The following is a 20,881-nucleotide window of genomic DNA, read 5'->3' as shown; positions in this document are numbered from 1 at the left end:
CCTGAAGGCGGGTGGTTTCTCGGACGGTCCAAGAGCATCTTCACAGGATCTCCGGAGAGGAACATATGCCTTCTGCTCCCTATTACAAGGCGCTTTGACAGTTTTCGGATGGTCGTGATTCTGATAGGGAACGGGAAGAGCCTCGAAATGCTGAGGAAGCCCCGAAAGCCCGTGGTATCACCTGTCCGGTCGCCTGGCTTCCCTTGATGTTACTTTGTTTGTAACGGTGGCGGCTATAACCCCAACAGAGATAATTCACCCGGTCATCGTTATGCCGAGTGGTAGCGAGAGATTGTGTTTTCCGGAACGCTAGCACTTGACGTAGTCGGCGAGACAGCCCCACCGCGAGCCAGATCCCTATTTTTGCCTCGCCAGTGTTTGTCCCGACGGGTCAACAATAGATAGTAGTAAGGACCAACATGGCGCTTCATCTCGTCATTCTCGACAGGGATAACGCATCCTCCGACGTAGCCGGCGTTCACCCGATAGCAAGACTTGTTAATAGCGCCAGGCAGGCGGGTATTGATGAGATTACGCTGGGCACGGAACTCGACTCAAACAGTCTCTCCCGAATTCAGGGCAGCGTTCCTGGATCGTCTCACCGACAGCGCATCCGAAAGGTCAGCCCGGACGTGAGTCCCGGCTCACTCGGCCGTATCGGTGACGGAGACCACATGGTCTTCATCGACACCGGTGTTCTTGTAAATGGTGATTTCTATTCGTTTCTGAACCGATCGCTTGAAGGCGTGGACAAGCCCGTTCGAATCCGAATCCCGGATTACCCGAATCTGTTCTGGGCAGTACCGTGGTCGCATTCTCATTTGCTGAAGGATGTTGATCTGTCGGCGGCGGCGGACCACTTCAGTCGTCTGTATCCGAATGGACAGATTCCCGAAGCGACTCCGCCCAACGACAGCTACGTTGATGTTTCACGCTCCGGGCAGCCGCGAAAGGCGGAGAGATGGCTCGTGAAGCAGTCGATCAAGGCATCGGACGGATTGGTTTCCCGATATCTGAATCGGCCGATTTCGACCCGACTCACCAGGATGTTGATTCCGTACTCGATTCGTCCGGCGCAGTTCACGGCGCTGCTGGCCCTTGGAACACTAGCGATGCTCGCGATGCTGGTCACCGGGAACCCTGTTCTACTGGCTGCCGGCTGCGTCGCATATCACATCCTCTCCGTTCTGGACGGTACGGATGGCGAACTGGCTCGCGTCAAATTCATGAGCACGGACTGGGGTGCACGCCTCGACACGGCTGTCGACATGGCTACCAACCTGCTTTTCGTCCTTGGTCTTCACATTGGGCTCTATCGAATCTATGGTGGAGACTACGCGGTCGTCGGTGAGCTTGTGGTATTTGGTTTCGGCCTCTATGTCTTGCTGTTGATGCTCCTGATTCGCTTCGGACCAGGAGGCGGCAGCTTCGACATTTTGGCCCGCGCTATTGAATTTCGAATCGTGGGTCGACCTCGGCTGCAGCGCCTGGTTGCCGGGAGCATGAAGCTCTTCAAGAGAGATTTTTATGCGCTTCTCTTCGCCGTACTCGGTGTACTTGGATTCGCTCGTCTGATTCCGTGGTTCCTCGTTATCGGGATCGCCGGGCTCCTGACCGCAATTGTGCTCAATGCGTCGTACATCTTGCGCGCCCAGGCGGAGGACATTCTTCCCGAGCATATCCTCGAGCACCGCATCGTATAATCAGGCTGGCCGATAGCCAGGGTTCAGCCGACTAGTCGAGGGCCGCGAGGAGCTTTCTGGCCTCCTCTTTGTGCTTGTCATCGAGGCGCTTTTCGCTGGGCCTGTCGATGATCAGATTGAGCTCACGACGTGCCTCTTCATCCCGTCCAGCCCGTATGTACGTCTGAACCAGAGCGAGTCGGTGATGGATCAGATCGTTGATCGCGATTGCTTGCCGGTACAGACGGATTGACTCGTCATACGATGCCTCCGGAAGTTCGCCGACAAAGGCTCGAGCGAGTGCGCGCTTGACGCCTCCGATTCCGGCAACCTCGTAATGCCACCGCGCGAGAATATGATAGCCCGAATCAAAATCGGGATTGAGCGAGATGGCCTTCTCAGCGTGCTGTCTGATGTTCCACGATAGCCGGACCTTCGTCTTGATTCCCTCTACGCTTGCCACCGCCGCTTCCGATATCGCGAGCCAGATGTAGCCAAGGTGATGTGTGCTGTCCGCACGAACGGCCATCTTCCCGTATTGCATCGCTTCAAAGAAGCGCCGGCGCCTGGTGTCTCGCGAATCAGCCAGTTCACCAGCTTCTACAGCCGATCGCGTCAATCTCCACAGAACATGGACGTCATCGGGAAAGGCCCGGTTGGTTGCGATGAGAATCGCCGACTCCTCGTCATAGCGACCCGCATTTCGTGCGTCGTCCGCCATCTTGTTGAAATCGGCAACACTAAGGGCACGATCCTGCAGACTGCCGGACGTCGCAGACTGTCCTAACGACGTACCCATCCACTGCAAGGAAAGAACACCTGCGAAGAGGATAACTCTAATAACTAGGGCGTACCTGACCATTTCTCGTTTTCTACTAGATGTACGTTTGCCGCTTCAAAAAGCGTGCCGTGGGATGGCTTAGTGGCGTTCGAGGATTCAAGGGCACTTGCAACTGGTAAATGGAGGAATGCGGATGATACGCAGCGGTCATAGAGAGTTCTTGCCGTGACCCGATCTGTCTTGATGCTACGCGTCGCACTCGGACGAAGCAGGCGGGCATTACGGAGATCGGTCTCTCGGCGAACTCTGTCGCGCGCGTGGCCCGGTGTCGGACTCTCATTTGCTGAGTGGCGATGTCAGTGCGTCAATCGTACGACACCGATTGACTAACTTGTTAGTCACTACTCAGTACCTGGTGTGGGCTGGCAAAACCCGCCTTTTGTTGAAAAGATCCGAATCCCCGCGGTCGGAAGGCACATCGCAACGTGGATCCAGATAACGAACAGAGGACAGATTTATTGCGAATCGGATATCTGACACATGAACCGCTCCCGTCTGCGGAGACGAGTACCGAACAGTTGGTGTGGACGGTTTCGATGATGGCCAGGCAGGGTCTGGAAATCGATCTGATCGTTCCCGCCTCTCGCCGGGACAAAGACGACGGGAAGACTGACCCAAAGGATAGTATCCGCAGGTTCTACGGCTCGGTGTCCGACGAGCTTTTGGATCGAGTCGGCCTCGTTCCGGTCTGGCGGCCTCCGTTCGTGCAGGGAAACGTGCGCCGGGCAGCGCATGATGTTTCAGCGCCCTTTCACGCCCGGAGGGTGGGGTACGACCTGGTCTACACTCGCGATCTCTATGCCCTCGCGCTGACACTGACCCTTGGCATGCCGTCCGTATTCGAGACGTATCGCACGGACGTCAACTTGCTGCGACGGTTCGCTCCGTTCCGAAAACTGGTCTACAAACATCCGTTGCTGATGGGCGTCGTGACGCATTCGCGGCTGGCCGCAGACTACTTCGTGAAGGCCGGAGTTGACAGCGAGCGCGTGCTCGTAGCCCACAACGGATACTCACCCTCCGTGATGACGCCGGTCCAGTCGAAAGAGGAAGCTCGCCGGGCACTTGGGATCGACGTACACGATAGGCTTGTTTGTTATACGGGACACGTGAACCCAAAGAAGGGTGTCGACATCCTTCTGCACATTGCGAGGCAAGTCACCGATGCAACGTTTCTCATTGTCGGTGCGATCGCTGGTTCAGATGATGAGCGGCACTTTGCCAAATTGATCGAGGACCTGGGTGTTAGCAATGTTCGATTGCTTCCGCGAGTCTCTCCGGCGAACGTCAGTACGTATCTGTACGCGGCGGATTGTCTGATCATTCCACCGACGGCGGGGCCGCTCGAGCGCTTTCACAGGACCGTGCTACCGATGAAAACGTATCTGTACCTGGCATCGGGTCGCCCGATCGTTGCAGCGGATCTCCCGGATCTGGGTGAGATTCTGGAGGACGGGAAGAATGCTGTGCTGGTGCCGCCCGATGATGTCGACGCTTGCGCGGCCGCCCTGGCGAGGCTGATGTCTGATCCTCGCGAATCAGACCGCCTGGGATCGCAGGCCCGAGACGACGCAAGCCTGTACACGTGGGAGAAACGTGGCGGCCGAATCGCAGAATTCTTGCGCGCCCGCATGAGTGCGCCGGTCTGACCGATTATGGTTGGCGTCGTCGTTTTTGCCGGCCGGCTCAATTCAATATGTCAGTCCGTGATATTTCGTACCGGGATCGTTCCGGCGTAACTTTCAGGTCAATTGTGGAATGCAGGAAGGCGAACGGGGACCCTATGCTTGACCATCTTCTTGAGAGCAATCGTCAATGGGCGGCTGAAGTCGTCGACGAGGACCCGGAGTTCTTTCAGCGTCAGGCACTTGGGCAGCAGCCGCAATACCTGTGGATGGGCTGTTCGGACAGCCGGGTCGCTTCAAACCAACTACTGGGGTTGTCGCCTGGAGACCTGTTCGTCCACCGCAACATCGCGAACCTCGTCGATCCGACGGACCTCAGCAGTCTGGCGGTGCTCCAGTTTGCGATCGGAGTTCTACATGTCGAGCATGTGATTGTTTGTGGACACTACGGTTGCGGAGGTGTTCACGCTGCGATGGAAGGTGGCACTTCGGGGCCAATCGACGATTGGCTCGCACCTCTACGGAAGCTCTCTAATGATTACCGCAATGAACTTGACCGATATTCCGCCGAGGTAGACCAACTTGAGCTGCTCTGTGAACTAAACGTTCTGCACCAGGTGAACAACATCGCCGGATCTTTCCCGGTGCAGGAGGCATGGGCCCACGGGCAGAAGGTGCACGTTCACGGATGGGTTTACGACATCGGATGCGGCAGGATCTTCGATTTGGATTCGACGACGACCGGTAGCTCGAATGCGGTGGACACCGTCGAGACGGCTGTAGCCCGGCGTGTCGCTCGTCGAAGAAACGGTCGTTGATCGGTCCAGAAAAAGTCTGACCGGCGGAATTGAAAAACGAGATGAGAAGGAAGATGAAAAGAACGTTCCGCTCTCGAGTGTCTGCTGTACTGCTGATCACGGTTGCCGGCTTCGCAGGCACCAGTTGTGATTCGGTCACGGACAAGGATGATGCAACGGAAGTCGAATTCGCTTTAGGCGGAAGTCTGACGACAGACTTCACTCAGGTCGATCCGGCTTACGACGGCTCTGCACTGTTCTCGAGGTCAGGCATCGCGAACCGGCTAGACGTCATGTTGGAGGTACGGGCGAAAGGCGTAGATCGGAGAGAGGAAGCGCGCGTGAACTTCCGGTTTGCCTATGCCTCGAATACAGGGGTGCTTCCGCCGGGCCCATACTCCGTTGTGCCAGACGACACCGTGCCGACAGTCGGAGAGGCGTTCTACCAGCTTGTGCGCAATGATTCCAGCTATTCGAAATTTGAGTTCGCCGGGACGTCTTTGCGTCTTGTGGTTGAGGAGTCGCAACGCGGGCGATTCGTCGCCACCTTTTCGCTGGATCTTGAGCAGACGCACGGAGAGAGTTTTGCGGACGGGCAGTTGCTGAACGTAGCGCTGGCGGGGCCGGTACGGGTATCCGGATCTTTCGATCTGGAAATCGAAGGCCTCGAACCGCTCCCGGGCCTGTAACGTGTTGGTAGAAAAGACAAAAGGGCGACTATTGCCGCCCTCTTGCCATTCCCGCCAGTAAAACTCCAGTCTCGCACGACATCACAGTCGGCGAAGTGAAGTTCACTTCTTGGCTGTACGCTTGCGCGCAGTCGTCTTCCGCTTTGCGGTTGACTTGCGTGCAGTCTTCTTCTTCGCCGCAGGCTTGCGTGCAGTCGTCTTCCGCTTCGCGGTTGACTTGCGTGCAGTCTTCTTCTTCGCTGCAGGTTTCCGTGCAGTGGTCTTCTTCTTCTTGGCTGCAGGTTTGCGAGCCGTCTTCTTCTTGGCCGTAGCCTTTCGTGTGGCCATTGTTTTGAACCTCTTGGTTGGGGGTAGTGGTGGGTAGGAAACAGGTTGCTTCCTAAAAGTAGTGTAGCTTGGCGGTTATCGGCTATGGTTAGCAAAAAAAAAGTTTGCGTGCAAGAAATTCTTGTCGCGACGGTTTCCGATCTAATGAGTCGTCGCACTTCTGTCACGACAGTTCATCGCGAACATGCGAAGGCTGCACGAGATGCAAATGCGATCGACGACAGTTACGGAATACGACAACAGTCTTCGACCCAAACCAGACCGCGTGAGTCAATGACTGGACCTGACATGTGGGATCAACGCTACCGCGGCGACGGGTTCGCGTACGGAACAGAACCAAATGATTTTCTTGTTTCCGTTTCCGAAAGACTGGCGACCGGGAAGGTTCTCTGTATTGCAGAGGGGGAGGGTCGTAACGCCGCATTCCTGGCGCTTCGCGGTCATGATGTAACTGCGCTTGACTACTCGAGCGTCGGCCTGGCGAAAGCAAATGATCTCGCGGCCCGACACGGAGTACGAATCACGACCCGATTGGCGGACCTGACAGACTTTGATTTCGAACGTGAGCGATGGGACGGAATAGTCTCAATATTCTGTCACCTTGATCCTTCCTTGAGGCGATCAGTTCACAAACGTATTGTCGGCGCACTAAAGCCTGGGGGCTTACTAGCTCTGGAAGCCTATACCCCACAACAGCTTGCGCTTGGCACAGGAGGGCCTCCGAAGCGAGAGCTGCTGGTGACTCTGGATGAACTGAAGACTGAACTAACGGGACTGGAGTTCTTGATCGGCCGAGAGCGTGAGCGACACGTTGCGGAGGGGACGTTTCATCAGGGACGGAGTGCTGTTGTCCAGGTTCTTGCACGCAAGCAGCCGCGTCGGTGACGCACTACTGACCGTGTTGCTGTGATGCGCAGAACGGGCAACTCACGCCGACCTCGTACAGCGGTGACGAGAGATCGTCCGGCCGAAGGAGATGCTGACAACGAAAGCAGTACTCCGTGTCTGTCTCCTGAAGAAGTGCGTCGACGGCTACGCGTTGATCAAACACGAAACACTCGCCTTCCCAATGGGCCCCTTCGCACTCTTCGAGGTACTGCAGAATCCCGCCGTCCAATTGGTACACCTCATTGAATCCGAGCGACTCTAGAAACGGCGCGGCCTTTTCGCAGCGGATGCCTCCGGTACAAAAAGTGACCACGGGTTTATCTCGCACATCCTCGCCCAGCAGTTCTGCGGCTTCGGGAAACGAACGGAAGTTGCTGATATTGAGATCGATTGCACCGCGAAAACTTCCAAGCTCCACTTCGTAGTCGTTGCGAGTGTCAAGTAACAGGATGTCGCGACCGTCGTCGATCCATTGCTTGAGTTCCTTCGAGCGAATCCTGCTGGACGTAGAAATGGCCGGCCTGATTTCGTCTCGACCAAAGGAGATAATCTCCCGCTTGACCTTCACCAGCATGCGTCTGTATACGTGCCGGTTGCTGAAGCTCTCTTTGTAGGTCAGACCTCGAAATGGAGGAAGCGACGTAAAGAACATCCAGAAGTTCTTGACCGCATCGGGACGACCGGAGAGAAACACGTTCGTCCCTTCGCGGCTCAGGAGGATGGTCCCTCGCAGATCCCGCTCAACGCAATGATCTCGGATAATCGGACGCTGCTCCCGAATCCATGCTTCGTCGAGATCGACGAAGAGGTAGGCCGCTATGTTTGAATATGCCTGTTCTTCCATCGGGCGTTACCACCGTGTTGCGTCGATTGTACCGACAGTTGCATGTATGGTTCAGGCGCTGCCACAGAGGAACCTGTTGGCGCCGCCGAGCTTTGATCTCATGAAGCGAGCGTTAAGCAGAGCACGACCTCGACGATACTACCTTAGAGTTCCGGCTCGAAACCGGTTGTCTGGGCCCGCCACGGTACCGATGATGAATCCGCTAACCCTTGATCTTTTCTTGCCCGCCGGCAAGGACGTTGAGTCGGCACAGTATCGAATCCTGGCAAAATTGAAGTCCGTCCGGGAAGCATTCAAGCACAATTCCATTTACCCCCACCTGAGTAATCTGATCGGGCTTCACGAAACAGTGTCGAGCCTGGTCGGAGGGATCGACGATATTCGAGAAGCGCTCCCCGGGGCCATATCCGGAATTGATCTGGGCAGCGGCACGGTGATCTACGAGAAGGAGAAGCTGGACGACGATCAGCTGGCCCACATCGAGGAGTTGCTGCGGTGGGCACGGCCACATATTCAGGAAGCGATCGAGGTCGGGCGTACCATCTTCGAATTTGTGGATGACAATATGGAGCTGGAGGAGGTCGGAATCGTACCGTCGTACCTGAAGGAAGGATACCTTCTGGTTCCGGATCGCCAGATGATGGAACTGCATGTGCTTCGCTATGAGTTCTCGGTGCTTGTCGGTGTGAACGAGCGGTATCAGAGCCTGAAGACCACCCATTTCAAGAGTATTCCGCGAGGCAGGGTAGCCGCGCCCCCCGCGACCATCAAGTTGGACCTGGTGACCGAAAACCGCGATCTGCCGAACCCGGCCACATATCACTTTGTCACGCAGCTCGATTTCCCCTTCTCAGATACATTGCTTCCTGTGGCGAAACGGAAGCTGATTCGCTATCTCAACTCCCGGGGGCTTGCGGCATAAGAGGTTTCGGCAGACTCCGAAACATCTGACTCCGGGAGGCTGTTAGACTGTTATTAGTACAGTCGGGTCTAACAGGGATGTACGATGGCTACCCAGCACATGAATGAGAGTTGGAGGCGAGTGAAGGACCAGATCAAAGCGGTCTGGAGCGAGCACGACTTTGGCGATAAGGAAATGAAGAAGGCCAGGGGAGATCTCTCGAAAATGGTCGACCTTATCCACGACAAGACGGGTGAGCCCCGTAACGAAATCATGCAGAAGATCATTGCCTTCATATAGGCGCGGTTCCTGCAGCTACGTTCTCTCGGTCGCCCGGCTTTTCGCCGGGCTTTTTTTTGGCGGTAGCCGCATCTAACTTCGCGTCTCATTCTTCCACCGATGGTAGCGGAATATGTCGGATGCAGAGTCTGTTGGCTCCATTGGCTCGCACGTCAACAACAAGAAGGACTATGACGAGCGGGCGAAGTCCTATTTGTCACTGCTGGACGAGTTGCGTTCACGCGGCGCGCGCGTCAGACTTGGCGGTGGAGAGGCTCGCGTCAAGCGCGAGCACGACCGTGGCAAGCTGACCGCCCGCGAGCGAGTCGACCACCTGATCGACCCCGGTGTACAATTTCTGGAGTTCGGCCTGTTCGCGGGCGATGGAATGTATGAGGATGAGGGAGGCTGTCCGGCCGCCGGCACAGTCATGGGGCTGGGCAAAGTGTCCGGCCGGCTGTGCGTAATCGTGGCGAACGACGCCACCGTCAAAGCGGGGGCGTGGTTTCCCATAACAGCGAAGAAGAACCTGCGCGCTCAGGAGCTTGCACTTGAGAACAGGATCCCGATTATATACCTGGTTGATTCCGCCGGCGTCTTCCTTCCGATGCAGGACGAGATCTTCCCGGACAAGGAACACTTCGGTCGCATATTCCGAAACAACGCTGTCCTCTCGAGCATGGGTGTCCCACAGATTTCGGCCATCATGGGGAGCTGCGTCGCCGGAGGCGCCTACCTGCCGATCATGAGCGATGAAGCCCTCATTGTCGACGGAACGGGATCCGTGTTTCTTGCAGGACCCTTTCTGGTGAAAGCCGCGATCGGCGAAGATGTCGACAACGAGACGCTGGGAGGTGCAACAACCCATTCCGAGATCTCGGGTGTGACGGACTACAAAATGCCCGACGACGAGACGTGCATCAGTACGATTCGCGAGCTCGTCGGCCGCCTTGGTCCGTTCACTACCGCTGGATTCAGCCGGACAGAATCGGTGCCGGCCGCCCACGCATCAGATGAGATTTACGGGATCATGCCCGTCGACGCGGCTCAGCCGTACGACATGAATGACATCCTGGCTCGCATTATCGACGCCGGTACCTGGGTACCCTACAAGGATGGCTATGGTCAGACGTTACTGACAGGCTACGCCCGGATTGATGGATGGAGCGTGGGCATCGTGGCAAATCAGCGGAAGATGGTGCGTACGAAGACGCGTGAGATGCAGGTGGGTGGAGTCATCTACTCCGACTCGGCAGACAAGGCGGCACGCTTTATCATGAACTGCAACCAGAAACGCATCCCGCTGGTCTTCTTTCAGGATGTGACCGGTTTCATGGTGGGCACTCGCGCAGAGCAAGGCGGCATCATCAAGGACGGCGCCAAAATGGTAAACGCCGTTGCCAACAGCGTGGTACCCAAGTTCACAGTGATCGTGGGTAACTCGTACGGAGCCGGAAACTATGCGATGTGTGGAAAGGCCTATGACCCCAGAACGATCTGCGGGTGGCCTACAGCACGGATTGCCGTGATGGGAGGAGCGCAGGCGGCGAAGACACTGGCGCAGATCCAGGTGGTCAAGCTGGAGAAGAAGGGGAAGACGCTCTCAGCCGACGACAAGGAGGCAATACTCCACGAGATCGAATCGCGCTTCGAAAGCCAGACATCGGCCTACTACGCCGCCGCACGGCTCTGGATTGACGAGATCATCGATCCGGCAGACACACGCCGATGGCTCAGCACGAGCATTGAGATGGCGGATCACAATCCGGATATCCCCAGATTCAATCCCGGCGTCATCCAGACGTGATTGGCTTGAAGTCGTATTGAGACAGGTCCTTGCCTATCTCAGTACGAGGGAATATTTCTCTGGCGGCTTCCATCTCCTCGACCGAGACGTGCGCAGGTAGATGTACCAGGACCAGGTGCTCGGCGTTCGCACTTGCTGCCACTTGTGCGGCCTGCGAGGCTGACGTGTGTCCATTGGTAAGACCGTTGGCTTCGTGTATCAGCAACGCGGATCCGGCCGCGAGCCGTTCGATGGCTGCACAGGGTTCCGTGTCGCACGAGTATGTCACTACGCCGCCCGAGTTCTTGCTTTCGATACGCAGCCCGACAACGGGGACGCCGTGCACACCGGGTGATGCCGTGATATTCCATTTGTCGTCCGAGAGCACGGCCGCATTTTCCGAGTGGTCCACCTCAACCCACTGAATCTCCGGTACACCGCGCCACTGATCCGTTTCAAATGCCTCCCAGCAACGGGACGCCTGCGCGATGGCGGGTCGGATACCGTACACGGGAATGGGTCTGGCACGTCTTGCAAGCCATAGTTTCTCGATGAAGAGAGGAAAGCCCGCGACGTGATCCGGGTGCTCGTGCGTAATAATAATTCCGTCAATGGCGTCTATCTCAAGCCCTGCAGCCAGCATTCGATGTATAACGTCGCCTCCGCAGTCAACGAGAATCGAAGAACCTGCGTCGTGGACAGCGAGCATGGTCGTCGTTCGATCGGGTGAAGTGTTCGCGCTCCCGGTACCGAGTAGATGCAGTCTGGCCATTCCTGTGTGTGTGTCTGTCTACCGGCTCCGGTTTATCGTGTACTCGATCAGGCCGGCCATGGACCGCTGTGCATCGCTGGGCGGATGGGCGTCGACAATCTGGCGGGCCTCGTCGGCCAGTCGTCGCATCTGAACTCTCGCGTAGTCGATTCCGCCGAGGCGCCCGACGAACTCTGTGACGACGGCCAGGTCGTCAGGCGACTTGGTATCGCGCCGCACAATGGCCATAACACGCCGCCGCTCGGACCGATCCGCTTTCGCGAGAGCGTGGATCAACGGCAGCGTCATCTTCTTCTCCTTCAGGTCGATGCCGACCGGTTTGCCCGAGCGTCTATCACCAAAATCGAAGAGATCATCTCGAATCTGAAAGGCCAGTCCCAGCTTCTCGCCCAGCTGACGCATCTGGTCGATGGTCTGTGGCGGCGCATCGACACTGACGGCGCCGCTGACCGTGCAGGCGGACATCAGCGATGCCGTCTTGTCCGAAATGATACGGAAGTAGGTTTCCTCGTCGATGTCGAGCCTGCGCGATTTCTCAATCTGCAGCAGCTCACCCTCCGACATTCGCCTTACGGCTTCCGACATGGTGTGGAGCAGGTCGTAGTCGTTTGAATCGAGAGCGAGGAGCAGGCCGCGACTTAGCAGGAAGTCACCGAACAGGACCGAGATCTTGTTCTTCCAGAGAGCATTGATCGAGAACATGCTCCTGCGTTTCTCTGCTTCATCGACCACGTCGTCGTGAATGAGCGTCGCCGAATGAAGGAGTTCCACGAGGGCGGCGCCCCGATACGTGCGTTCGCTGACCTCTCCACACATTCTGGCCGCGAGCAGGACCAGGGTCGGACGCAGTTGCTTGCCTTTCTGTCGGAGTACATACTGGACGATACGATCCAGAAGGCGCACATCGCTGCGCATGGCTGCTCGGAAGTACTTCTTGAACTCGCGGAGGTCGTTCTCCACCGGGGCCCTGATGCCAGACAGCGATGTCGGGAGGGTGGCGGTGGCTGGATGCCCGTTTGAAATGGTATCCGCCGGAGCGAGAAGCTGGTCAGACATTCCGACTTTCAAAAAAAATTGAAACCGATGCCCATATACGCGAAGCCGTAGAAGATGTTTGCCGGGTCCGAATCACCCGAATCGATACCGACTCGTCCTGAGCAGGGCCAGGAAGAAAGGGACGCCACAGACCGCTGTGACGATACCGACGGGGATATCCTGCGCCGGAAGGACAGATCGGGCCACGACGTCCGACCAGATCAGAAAGACGGCTCCGAGCCCGAAACTCAGCGGGAGAACTCTGTGGTGCGACACGCCGATGAGAAGTCTCACTACATGTGGGATGATGAGCCCCACAAACCCAATGACGCCGGTGGCGGCGACTAGCGTTCCGGTCACGAACGCCCCGATCAGGATGAGCATCACTTTGAGGAACTCGACGCTGACGCCGAGGCTCAGTGCCGGCTCCTCGCCCACGAGCAGGGCGTCCATTTGTCTGGCGAATCCCAGCAGTACGACACCGCCGCCGATCGAAGCCAGCAGAGGCAGTGTGAGCATTTCCCAGCGCGACCCTCCCAGGGAGCCGAGTAGCCAGAACAGGACCGTCCGCAGCTTGTCCGGGTCGGGCGACGCGAACGTGATCAACGAAGTGACGGATCCCATGAGAGCGGACATCGCCACTCCTGCCAGAAGCAGCCGCGCAACGGAAATCCTCGATCCATCACGTGCGATCACGTACACCACTGTCACCGACGCCAGACCGCCGAGGAACGCGGCGCCTGACAGCGTTGCCGTTCGGCTCAGAAGTGGCGGTAGCAATCCCAGAAAGAAGAGTGACGCTCCGGCCGACGCACCACTCGAGAGGCCAAGGATGTAGGGCTCTGCCAGTGGGTTGCGAACCAGGGCCTGCATGGCCACGCCTACGACGGCGAGTCCGCCACCTACTGCCACGGCCATCAATGCGCGAGGTACGCGGATGAGCCAGATGATGTTGTCAGCCGTCTCGGAGGGAGGCTGAACCGATCCGCCGAATATTCTGGATCCCAGGGTCGCTGCTACATCGGATAGCGAGACGGCAGGTCCGATTGAGAGCGTCGCCAGCACTGAAAGCAGGATGGCGACCACAATGGCAAGTGCGACCGCTGAGATGCGCGACATGCTCTCTAGCGACTGATGATTGAGGCATCCTTTTCGAGCAGATCCGGATGCAAGAGCAGGGCCATCCGGAATGCGCCTTCCACGACTCGCGGCCCGGGTCTGAGGATAATGTCGGGATCAATCGAATACACGCGGCCACTTCGGATCGCCGGCACGGTGCTCCATGCCGGGTGCGCCTGCAGTAGATCTGCGGCACTCGTGCGCGTCGGAAACGCACCGATGATCACGTCGGGCGCCTGCTCGATTACATATTCCTCGCTGAAGACCGGTGCTTTGACATCCATTTGCGCCGACACGCTTTCGCCTCCCGCTGCCCGGATGATTTCATGTACGTACGAGTCCTTTCCGAATCCGAAGAGACGATCGCCTGAAATCAGAAAGAGGACACGCGGCCTCGCGGAGAGGTCTGCTGTCTGCTGGCTGAGCTCTACGAGGGCGTTCTGCAGTGTCCCTGCGTGTTCGGCCGCTCGCCGGCCCGTGCCGGCCATCTCGCCGACGGTTCGTATGGCGTCAAAGATATCATCCAGCCCGCCGAAGCCGGCATAGTAGATCGGAATGTCGAGTGATGCGAACATGTCGGCATCCTTGGGACTGTTCACCTGATCGGTCGCCAGGACGATATCCGGTTTCATGGCCACGACGGTCTCGAAATCGACGCCCACTGCGGAAAACCTCGGGATGGCATCGACCTCGGGCGGGTAGTCGTCAGCGGTTGTCACTCCTACGAGTTTGTCGCCGGCGCCCGCGGCGAAGGTGATTTCGGTTAAATTGGGGGCCATGGTAACGATCCGCTGAACGGGAACGTCGACCCCGACCGTGCGGCCCAGTGCATCGGTAAGTTCAAGCGACGCTCGTGGGGGATTGTTCTTGTTGCAGCCGGCCGTTGACAGCAGGAGTACGGCCGCCGCCAGCGGAATGAGTCGCGCGCGCATAGATCGTAGGTTGTCTGGGGAATTCGGAAGATACAATGACGTACCATTAAACGGTTGTACGTCGAGACCGCAGATTGTCGCCTGATGCAAGTTGCACTGATAGTGAATTCTCTGGCAGGGCGTGGTGTGGCCGGCCGCTCCGCCGAACAGGTGGCACAGGCCTTTCGCGACGGCGGTGCAGCCGTGGAGACGCTGTTCACTCGCTCCCGGGGTGACGGCGAAAGCCTCGCGATGGCCGCTGCACAGACCAATCAGCTTGTCGTAGCCGTCGGGGGCGACGGGACCGTCAATGAAGTTGCCCGAGGAGTGCTCAGATCGAAGTCGGAGGCCCAACTCGCGGTCGTTCCGCTCGGTAGCGGGAACGACTTTGCGAAGGTGCTTGGAATGCCGCGCCGGCCTCGCGCGGCCGTGCAATCCATTCTCGCGTCGAATTCGTACCGCGTTGATCTCGGGCGCGTCGTCACGGTGAACCACGACGACAGGAGGGAGGCTCTCTTTATCAATGCCGTCGGCGTGGGGTTCGACGCGCTGGTCGCAAATGAGGCGCAGTCCAGCAAGAAAGCACGAGGCGTTGCGGGTTATCTGTATCTGGCGTTGAGAACGCTGCTGCAGTGGACGTATCCGGACGTAGAGGTCGAATGCCAGGGCAGTCGTTTTTGGGCAGGCCCCACGTTGCTCGCCACGGCGGGCAACGGTACATGTTCGGGCGGCGGCTTTTACCTCACTCCCGGGGCGTCACCCACAGATGGTCAGCTGGATGTCTGTGTGATCGGCCGGCCGACCCCCTTAGGGCTCCTCAGTCTTGTTCCGGGCCTGCTTCGAGGCACCCACCTCAATCACGATGCGGTGTCCTCAAAGCGGACCACTTCGGTGGACATACGATCGACCTCAGGTCTTTTTGTTCATGTCGACGGCGAAGTCGTGACGAACAATGCCCTGCATATCGGCATTGAAGTTATTCCTTCGGCCCTTCTGGTCCGAGCCCCCGGTTTGCAATGAAGTGACGACGGTGAGATAGTCGCCGTATCTTTAGCCTATGGACCCGAAAGAACAGGAAGAGATCGTCGCACGACTAGCCGATGACTACGCCGGAAGGTTGGAGTTGTCGGATTCGAGCGGGGCGCATGAAACGCTTCAGCGGATGGTGTCGGCTGGTGCGAGCCGCTTCGGATATCGGGCGGACCGTCCGGAAGACGCAGGGTTCGACGCCTGTGCCCTGGCGCCGCCGCTGGCCCGGATGATAGACCACACAGCGCTCAAGCCGGAGACGACGGAAGACCAGATTCGCGACCTGTGTGCGGAGGCTCGAAAGTACTGCTTTGCGTCTGTGTGCGTAAACCCGTGTCATGTTCAACTCGTGGCGGAGCAGCTGCGAGGTAGCGCTGTGAAGGTGTGCACGGTTATCGGATTCCCGTTTGGCGCGAATCGAACCGCAACAAAACGGCTCGAAGCACGGCTTGCAATTGAAGAAGGCGCCACCGAAATAGACATGGTGTTAAACGTCGGGTACCTGAAGAGCGGGCGTTACGACGCGGTCGAGGAGGACATACGGGAGGTAGTGGAGGAAGCAAAGGCGAGACGGGCGTTAAACGCGAACACGACACCGGTCGTGAAAGTCATTCTGGAGACCGCGCTATTGACCGACGACGAGAAAGTAATTGCGTGTGTTCTCGCTCAGAATGCAAGGGCAAACTTCGTCAAGACGTCCACCGGGTTTGCGAAGGGGGGCGCGACGGCACACGACGTTTCGCTCATGCGCCGGGTCGTCGGCGACTCGATGGGCGTCAAGGCGTCCGGAGGCGTTCGCTCGAAGCAGGACGCAGAAAGCATGATCGCGCACGGCGCGTCAAGAATCGGTGCGAGTGCATCGGTCGAGATCGTGAAGGGAGAGATCGGAACTCAATCGTACTAAGTACAATCACATGAGTGTGGACAGACTATTTCAACATGGACTGATTCGGCTGGCCACGGTGGTCATCGCGCTGTCCGTGATGGGCTGCTCGGGATCGGCTAACATCAGTGATCGGACTCCCGATCGCGATCTCGAATACTACATCGACCATATTGACGAGTACGAGGATTTCGATGAGACCTCGTACGTGGATCTCCCGCCCGTGGCGACGAATGAAGTCGAGCATGACGTTCCGATGGAACTCATGACCGGCTCCGCATCCGACGATTCGCGGACTCTTGAGACCGTCCAGGGCTTTCGAATCCAGATTCACTCTTCCCTGGACAAGGAGGGGGCGGTATCGGCAGAGGAGCGGGCGAAGGCCTGGTGGCAGTCCATTCCTGCCGAAGGGCGTCCGGAGAGCATGCGTCAGGAGCTGCTACCCGTCTACCTGAAGTACGTCCAACCGTACTATCGTATTCGAGTGGGAAATTTCGCGACGAGGGAGGAGGCGGAAATTGCGCTTGAATTGATTGCGGCGCGATTTCCGAGAGCGTTTATAGCGATCGACACCGTGACCGTCTGGCGATAACGGCCACGGTGCGCGATGCGCTTGATCACAGTCAGCCGCGATCTAGAACATCCTGGCGGCTAGCGCCAGCACGAAGGCAAATCCGACGAATGCGGCGATAACCATAGCAACTTCCATTGAGAGTCGAACGCTGCCCTGATTGTCGCGGCGGGTCTGTGAAACCTGTACGTTGTAGTCCATGGCTGTGGGTCCGGCGAAACTGATTGAAGTTCTTATGAAGTACTGTATCAAAGATGATGCCTGTCCCGTGTCATGTTTCGCCTGGCATCGATTTGCGGCCGCTCCCGGTGCCTGAACCGTACGTAGAAGCACCCCAACGGGCACACAATCGATGTTTCCGTAAAGAGGACGGATTAATTAGTGGTCGTTAATGAGTGGCGCGCGTATCACCTCCTGGGCCCGTATGAAGGGGTTATTCAGAGGAAAATGAGTGCGATTGACGGAATTTGCTTCCTCCAGGGCGGACGGCGGCACCCATCAAGAAGGGAAGGACAATGGCTGAACCGATGGACGAAACCTGGACCAGCATGCACGACATGGCGATCATCTATATCGCCTGCATGCACGGCGGGGACGGTGAAATCGACCGAATCGAGGAGGAACGGATCCTCGAGCTTCTTCACGCGCGCTATCCGGATCTCGACGATGCGGACGTAGGGAGGATCATGCAGCGTGCTCTGCTCGCATACCTGGGGAGCGCCGGATCGGATCTGCTGACCGCGTCGATCCACGCGGCCGGGGAAGAGCTATCACCCGCAGAACGCGTGCACGTCGTCCGCGACCTTTCGGACATCGCTTCTGCAGACGGACTGATATTTCCGGGTGAAGCCGGATTTATTTCAACCGTAGCCCGGCTCTGGGGGGTTAAGAACCACCCTTCAGGCGATTAGCGGCATACATGGCCGCTCCTACGATACCTGCCCGGTTACTCAACTCCGCGATCTTGAGTTCACCTTCCGATTTCAGGTAATCGAAGTAGTGACTGGCCTTGGAAGGATTACTGATTCCGCCGCCCAGGATAATCAGTTCCGGACCGACCAGGAATTCGATGTGATCCAGATAGTGCTGGAAGCGTTTTGCCCATTTCTTCCACGTTAGCTTGTCACGCTTGCGTGCGCTGTCGGCTGCGTAGCGTTCTCCGTTCCTCCCGCGAACACGAATATGCCCGAACTCGGTGTTTGGAATGAGAATCCTGTTCATGAACATGGCCGAACCGATACCGGTCCCCACGGTCAGGACCAGTACCAGAGAATGATGCTCACGTCCCGCCCCGAACGACATCTCGGCGATTCCCGCAGCGTCGGCGTCGTTTACGACGAAGACCGGGTTGCCGATCCGATCCGTCATGCCACGGGCAATGTCGTAGCCGACACAGCTCTTGTCGATGTTTGATGCAGTTCGGGCGACTCCATGCTTAATCCGGGCTGGAAACGCGCATCCGACGGGACCGTCCCACTCGAAATGCGACACGAGTTTCTCGACCGATTTGATGATTCTCTTGGGTGTCGCCGGTTGCGGCGTGCGAACACGGTGTCGGTCCGCCGTCAACTCTCCGGTTTCGATGTTGACCGGGGCTCCTTTGATGCCCGATCCGCCGATATCCAGCCCGAGTATTTCCACAGTAGCTGCCTCCGGTTGAGCCGTTAGATGTTCGCAGGGAGCGTTTCCCCTGTTAAGGAACGTGAAAGTTTGGTAGAGCCGTGATTGAATACGAGATTGAAGGCGTTAACGTATTTCCGACCCAAAATCCAGTATCGTATGAAAGCTAAGCTGCTGCTCGTTACCATTCTTCTGTGTTCCAGTATCGGCGCATGTCAGTGTTCGGACAAGCCCGATGTCGGTCCGGTTGAAGAATCGAACCAGAGTCAGGTAGACTGATCCGCCGTTCCTCCAAGGTGGCCCACGATGCGAGACGGGTTCCGCATCTTCCCAAAAGACACCCATCAGGACATTCGCCTTAAGTGCACATACCGGAAAACATTATCGAGGACGTGCGAGCCGCATCCGACATTGTCGATGTGGACAGTGATTACGTTCGCCTTAAGAAGCGGGGTTCGAATTTCGTAGGTCTGTGTCCGTTTCACAACGAGAAGACGCCGTCTTTCAATGTGAATCCACGCATGCAGATCTACAAGTGCTTTGGCTGCTCGGCCGGCGGCGATGTTTTCCAGTTCGTGAAGCAGGTGGAGAAGTCGGAGTTTCCCGAGGCTGTCAGGCTTCTTGCCGCCCGAGCCAACATCGACATCCCCGAGCCCGACCAGGATCCGTCGCAGACATCGGAGGCCGAGTCGATACATTTCGCACTGCGGTTCGCAGCACGCTTCTTTCACGACGCGCTACTTAAGTCAGACGAGGCGGCACCGGCGCGTTCCTATCTGGAACACCGCGGCATGACCGAGGCGGCGATCCGAAAGTTTGGCGTGGGGTTCTCGCCGGACTCGTGGGAAGGCTTGCGTCGCGCCGCGAATGATGCCAGTGTGTCGGACGACGTGCTTCTGAAGGCGGGACTCGTGATTTCGCGAAACGAAGGAGAGGGATACTACGATCGGTTTCGCGGTCGCATCATGTTCCCGATTCTTTCTCACGTCGGTAAGGTGCTGGGCTTTGGTGGCCGGATTCTGCATCCGGAATCGGATCAGCCGAAGTATATCAACTCTCCCGAAACGAAGGTATACCACAAGAGTCGCGTGCTGTATGGACTCTATCAGGCGCGTCAGGAAATTCGACGACACGAGGAGGTATTTCTCGTTGAGGGTTACACAGACGTGGTTTCTCTTCACCAGGTTGGTGTTGAGAACGTCGTGGCATCGAGCGGGACGGCTCTCGCGCAGGAACAGATCGCTCTGCTGGAGCGGTACTGCAAGAAGATCGTGCTCTTGTTCGACGCCGATTCGGCCGGCGCCAATGCGGCCGTTCGCGGTATCGACTTGATTCTCGGAAGCGGGATGGCCGTCTATGTTGTTACGCTTCCGGAGGGAGAAGACCCCGACTCGTATGCACGGTCGGCCGGTGGAGACGCGTTCCGTGAATACGGCCGCGAGCACCGCAAGGACTTCGTGCAATTCAAGTACGACTACGGGCGCCAGGTACTGGACGACAGTCCCGAGTCAGTGGCTCGATTGCAGCGGGGTGTCCTGCAATCGATTGCGGTCATAGATGACCCGCTGCTGCAAGAGACCTATCTGAAACGGGCGAGCGCTGTCATGGGCGTTCCGGACATCAGGCTGCACGAGGCGCTTGCCGGCATTCGGGCTGGTTCCCGTCGCCGGAGGGGTGCGAGAGCGCAGTCCATGCCGGCAGGTGATTCTGTCGGTCCTTCGCATCAGGCGACGTCGCTCGATGAGAGCGGAGCGATTGCCGCTGTCGAGCCACTTCCCGAGGAGAAGACGCTATTACGACTGATGCTCGGTCATGGTGCGCCGCTCGTTGAGTTCATCCTCAGTCACATGGCGCTTAACGAATTCACTGAGGGTCCGAGCCGCGAAATTGCGTCGGCTCTGATGCAGATGTTCGAGGCCGGTCGAGTTGATCGGGACAGGGTGCTCGACGGCAGCTACGGCGACGAGGCTCGGGAGCTGGCGGCGGAGGTGCTGGTTGGAACGATCGAGGCGTCGAAGAACTGGGCAAAGAAGCAGAACATTCGCGTCCCGCTGCTGGACGAAGATTCTCACGAATCGGCGTCGAGCGCAATGACGCTTCTCAAACTGGACCGTGTCGACGATGCCATCGTTCGAATGCGCGCGCGTATCTATACGCGGGTAGAGGAGGGAGGCGACGTAAGGGCGGCGCAGGAAGAACTTATGAAGCTTGTCAACATCAGACGATCGATCGAGAGCCGTGAATTCCTTTCAGGTCATGGCGCCAAAGCCTGAGTGCCTCGG

22 protein-coding genes are annotated in these 20,881 nt (G+C 57.7%); 13 read left to right on the top strand and 9 right to left on the bottom strand.

Going from position 1 to position 20,881, the window contains the following annotated elements; all coding sequences use genetic code 11:
- Window positions 1-419 precede the first annotated feature (419 nt).
- Complete coding sequence (locus HKN37_13615; GenBank protein NNE47687.1) at window positions 420-1,703, top strand: CDP-alcohol phosphatidyltransferase family protein; 1,284 nt, start codon at window positions 420-422, stop codon at window positions 1,701-1,703.
- A 31-nt stretch (window positions 1,704-1,734) separates the two neighbouring features.
- Here HKN37_13615 and HKN37_13610 read toward each other — a convergent pair whose 3' ends face one another.
- Window positions 1,735-2,481 carry a hypothetical protein gene (locus HKN37_13610; protein ID NNE47686.1) on the bottom strand — a complete coding sequence of 249 codons (747 nt, stop codon included), beginning with the start codon at window positions 2,479-2,481 and terminating at the stop codon, window positions 1,735-1,737.
- A 500-nt stretch (window positions 2,482-2,981) separates the two neighbouring features.
- Between HKN37_13610 and HKN37_13605 the strand changes: the two genes are divergently transcribed.
- From HKN37_13605 to HKN37_13595, 3 genes are all read left to right on the top strand, one after another.
- The gene (locus tag HKN37_13605) at window positions 2,982-4,172 is read left to right on the top strand and encodes a glycosyltransferase (GenBank protein ID NNE47685.1); all 1,191 of its coding nucleotides are present in this window, start codon (window positions 2,982-2,984) and stop codon (window positions 4,170-4,172) included.
- 134 nt (window positions 4,173-4,306) lie between these two features.
- Window positions 4,307-4,966, top strand: a complete 660-nt coding sequence (locus tag HKN37_13600) for a carbonic anhydrase (protein NNE47684.1) — start codon at window positions 4,307-4,309, stop codon at window positions 4,964-4,966.
- Between the two features lie 53 nt (window positions 4,967-5,019).
- Entirely contained in the window at window positions 5,020-5,634 is a 615-nt protein-coding gene (locus HKN37_13595; GenBank protein ID NNE47683.1) for a hypothetical protein, read from the top strand.
- A gap of 102 nt (window positions 5,635-5,736) precedes the next feature.
- On the opposite strand, the gene HKN37_13590 is transcribed toward HKN37_13595, so the two are convergent.
- Complete coding sequence (locus tag HKN37_13590; protein NNE47682.1) at window positions 5,737-5,961, bottom strand: hypothetical protein; 225 nt, start codon at window positions 5,959-5,961, stop codon at window positions 5,737-5,739.
- Window positions 5,962-6,249: 288 nt separating this feature from the next.
- On the opposite strand from HKN37_13590, the gene HKN37_13585 reads away from it, so the two are divergent.
- Window positions 6,250-6,846 (top strand): class I SAM-dependent methyltransferase, encoded by a 597-nt coding sequence (locus HKN37_13585; protein NNE47681.1) that lies wholly within the window; start codon window positions 6,250-6,252, stop codon window positions 6,844-6,846.
- Between the two features lie 4 nt (window positions 6,847-6,850).
- Here the strand turns inward: HKN37_13585 and HKN37_13580 are convergent, their stop codons facing one another.
- On the bottom strand, window positions 6,851-7,693 hold the full coding sequence (locus HKN37_13580) for a sulfurtransferase (protein NNE47680.1): 843 nt from the start codon (window positions 7,691-7,693) through the stop codon (window positions 6,851-6,853).
- A 190-nt stretch (window positions 7,694-7,883) separates the two neighbouring features.
- Between HKN37_13580 and HKN37_13575 the strand changes: the two genes are divergently transcribed.
- The 3 genes from HKN37_13575 (at window position 7,884) to HKN37_13565 (ending at window position 10,680) form a co-directional block, all read left to right on the top strand.
- Window positions 7,884-8,615: a hypothetical protein gene (locus HKN37_13575; protein NNE47679.1), complete on the top strand. Its 732-nt coding sequence runs from the start codon at window positions 7,884-7,886 to the stop codon at window positions 8,613-8,615.
- A gap of 84 nt (window positions 8,616-8,699) precedes the next feature.
- Window positions 8,700-8,894, top strand: a complete 195-nt coding sequence (locus HKN37_13570; GenBank protein ID NNE47678.1) for a general stress protein CsbD — start codon at window positions 8,700-8,702, stop codon at window positions 8,892-8,894.
- A gap of 112 nt (window positions 8,895-9,006) precedes the next feature.
- Entirely contained in the window at window positions 9,007-10,680 is a 1,674-nt protein-coding gene (locus HKN37_13565) for an acyl-CoA carboxylase subunit beta (protein NNE47677.1), read from the top strand.
- On the opposite strand, the gene HKN37_13560 is transcribed toward HKN37_13565, so the two are convergent.
- The 4 genes from HKN37_13560 to HKN37_13545 form a co-directional block, all read right to left on the bottom strand.
- Window positions 10,667-11,431 (bottom strand): MBL fold metallo-hydrolase, encoded by a 765-nt coding sequence (locus HKN37_13560; protein ID NNE47676.1) that lies wholly within the window; start codon window positions 11,429-11,431, stop codon window positions 10,667-10,669. The genes HKN37_13565 and HKN37_13560 overlap by 14 nt on opposite strands.
- A gap of 18 nt (window positions 11,432-11,449) precedes the next feature.
- Window positions 11,450-12,487, bottom strand: coding sequence for a polyprenyl synthetase family protein (locus HKN37_13555; protein ID NNE47675.1), 1,038 nt, complete (start codon window positions 12,485-12,487; stop codon window positions 11,450-11,452).
- A gap of 72 nt (window positions 12,488-12,559) precedes the next feature.
- Complete coding sequence (locus HKN37_13550) at window positions 12,560-13,585, bottom strand: iron ABC transporter permease (GenBank protein ID NNE47674.1); 1,026 nt, start codon at window positions 13,583-13,585, stop codon at window positions 12,560-12,562.
- A 5-nt stretch (window positions 13,586-13,590) separates the two neighbouring features.
- Entirely contained in the window at window positions 13,591-14,517 is a 927-nt protein-coding gene (locus HKN37_13545; GenBank protein ID NNE47673.1) for an ABC transporter substrate-binding protein, read from the bottom strand.
- Window positions 14,518-14,601: 84 nt separating this feature from the next.
- On the opposite strand from HKN37_13545, the gene HKN37_13540 reads away from it, so the two are divergent.
- From HKN37_13540 to HKN37_13530, 3 genes are all read left to right on the top strand, one after another.
- Window positions 14,602-15,516 carry a diacylglycerol kinase family lipid kinase gene (locus HKN37_13540; protein NNE47672.1) on the top strand — a complete coding sequence of 305 codons (915 nt, stop codon included), beginning with the start codon at window positions 14,602-14,604 and terminating at the stop codon, window positions 15,514-15,516.
- A gap of 142 nt (window positions 15,517-15,658) precedes the next feature.
- The gene (gene deoC, locus HKN37_13535) at window positions 15,659-16,429 is read left to right on the top strand and encodes a deoxyribose-phosphate aldolase (protein NNE47671.1); all 771 of its coding nucleotides are present in this window, start codon (window positions 15,659-15,661) and stop codon (window positions 16,427-16,429) included.
- Between the two features lie 10 nt (window positions 16,430-16,439).
- On the top strand, window positions 16,440-17,000 hold the full coding sequence (locus HKN37_13530) for an SPOR domain-containing protein (protein NNE47670.1): 561 nt from the start codon (window positions 16,440-16,442) through the stop codon (window positions 16,998-17,000).
- A gap of 42 nt (window positions 17,001-17,042) precedes the next feature.
- On the opposite strand, the gene HKN37_13525 is transcribed toward HKN37_13530, so the two are convergent.
- Entirely contained in the window at window positions 17,043-17,180 is a 138-nt protein-coding gene (locus HKN37_13525; protein ID NNE47669.1) for a hypothetical protein, read from the bottom strand.
- Window positions 17,181-17,494: 314 nt separating this feature from the next.
- On the opposite strand from HKN37_13525, the gene HKN37_13520 reads away from it, so the two are divergent.
- Entirely contained in the window at window positions 17,495-17,890 is a 396-nt protein-coding gene (locus HKN37_13520) for a hypothetical protein (GenBank protein ID NNE47668.1), read from the top strand.
- Here the strand turns inward: HKN37_13520 and HKN37_13515 are convergent.
- Entirely contained in the window at window positions 17,865-18,620 is a 756-nt protein-coding gene (locus tag HKN37_13515; GenBank protein NNE47667.1) for an ROK family protein, read from the bottom strand. The genes HKN37_13520 and HKN37_13515 overlap by 26 nt on opposite strands.
- A gap of 341 nt (window positions 18,621-18,961) precedes the next feature.
- Here HKN37_13515 and HKN37_13510 point away from each other — a divergent pair, with 341 nt between their 5' ends.
- A complete protein-coding gene (locus tag HKN37_13510) occupies window positions 18,962-20,872 on the top strand; it encodes a DNA primase (GenBank protein NNE47666.1) in 1,911 nt (636 codons plus the stop codon).
- The last annotated feature ends 9 nt before the right edge of the window (window positions 20,873-20,881 follow it).

The sequence above is a fragment of the Rhodothermales bacterium genome (assembly GCA_013002345.1).
GTDB lineage: Bacteria > Bacteroidota > Rhodothermia > Rhodothermales > JABDKH01 > JABDKH01.
The sequence above is the reverse complement of the archived record's forward strand: the minus strand, read 5'-3'. Positions and strand labels throughout refer to the sequence as shown.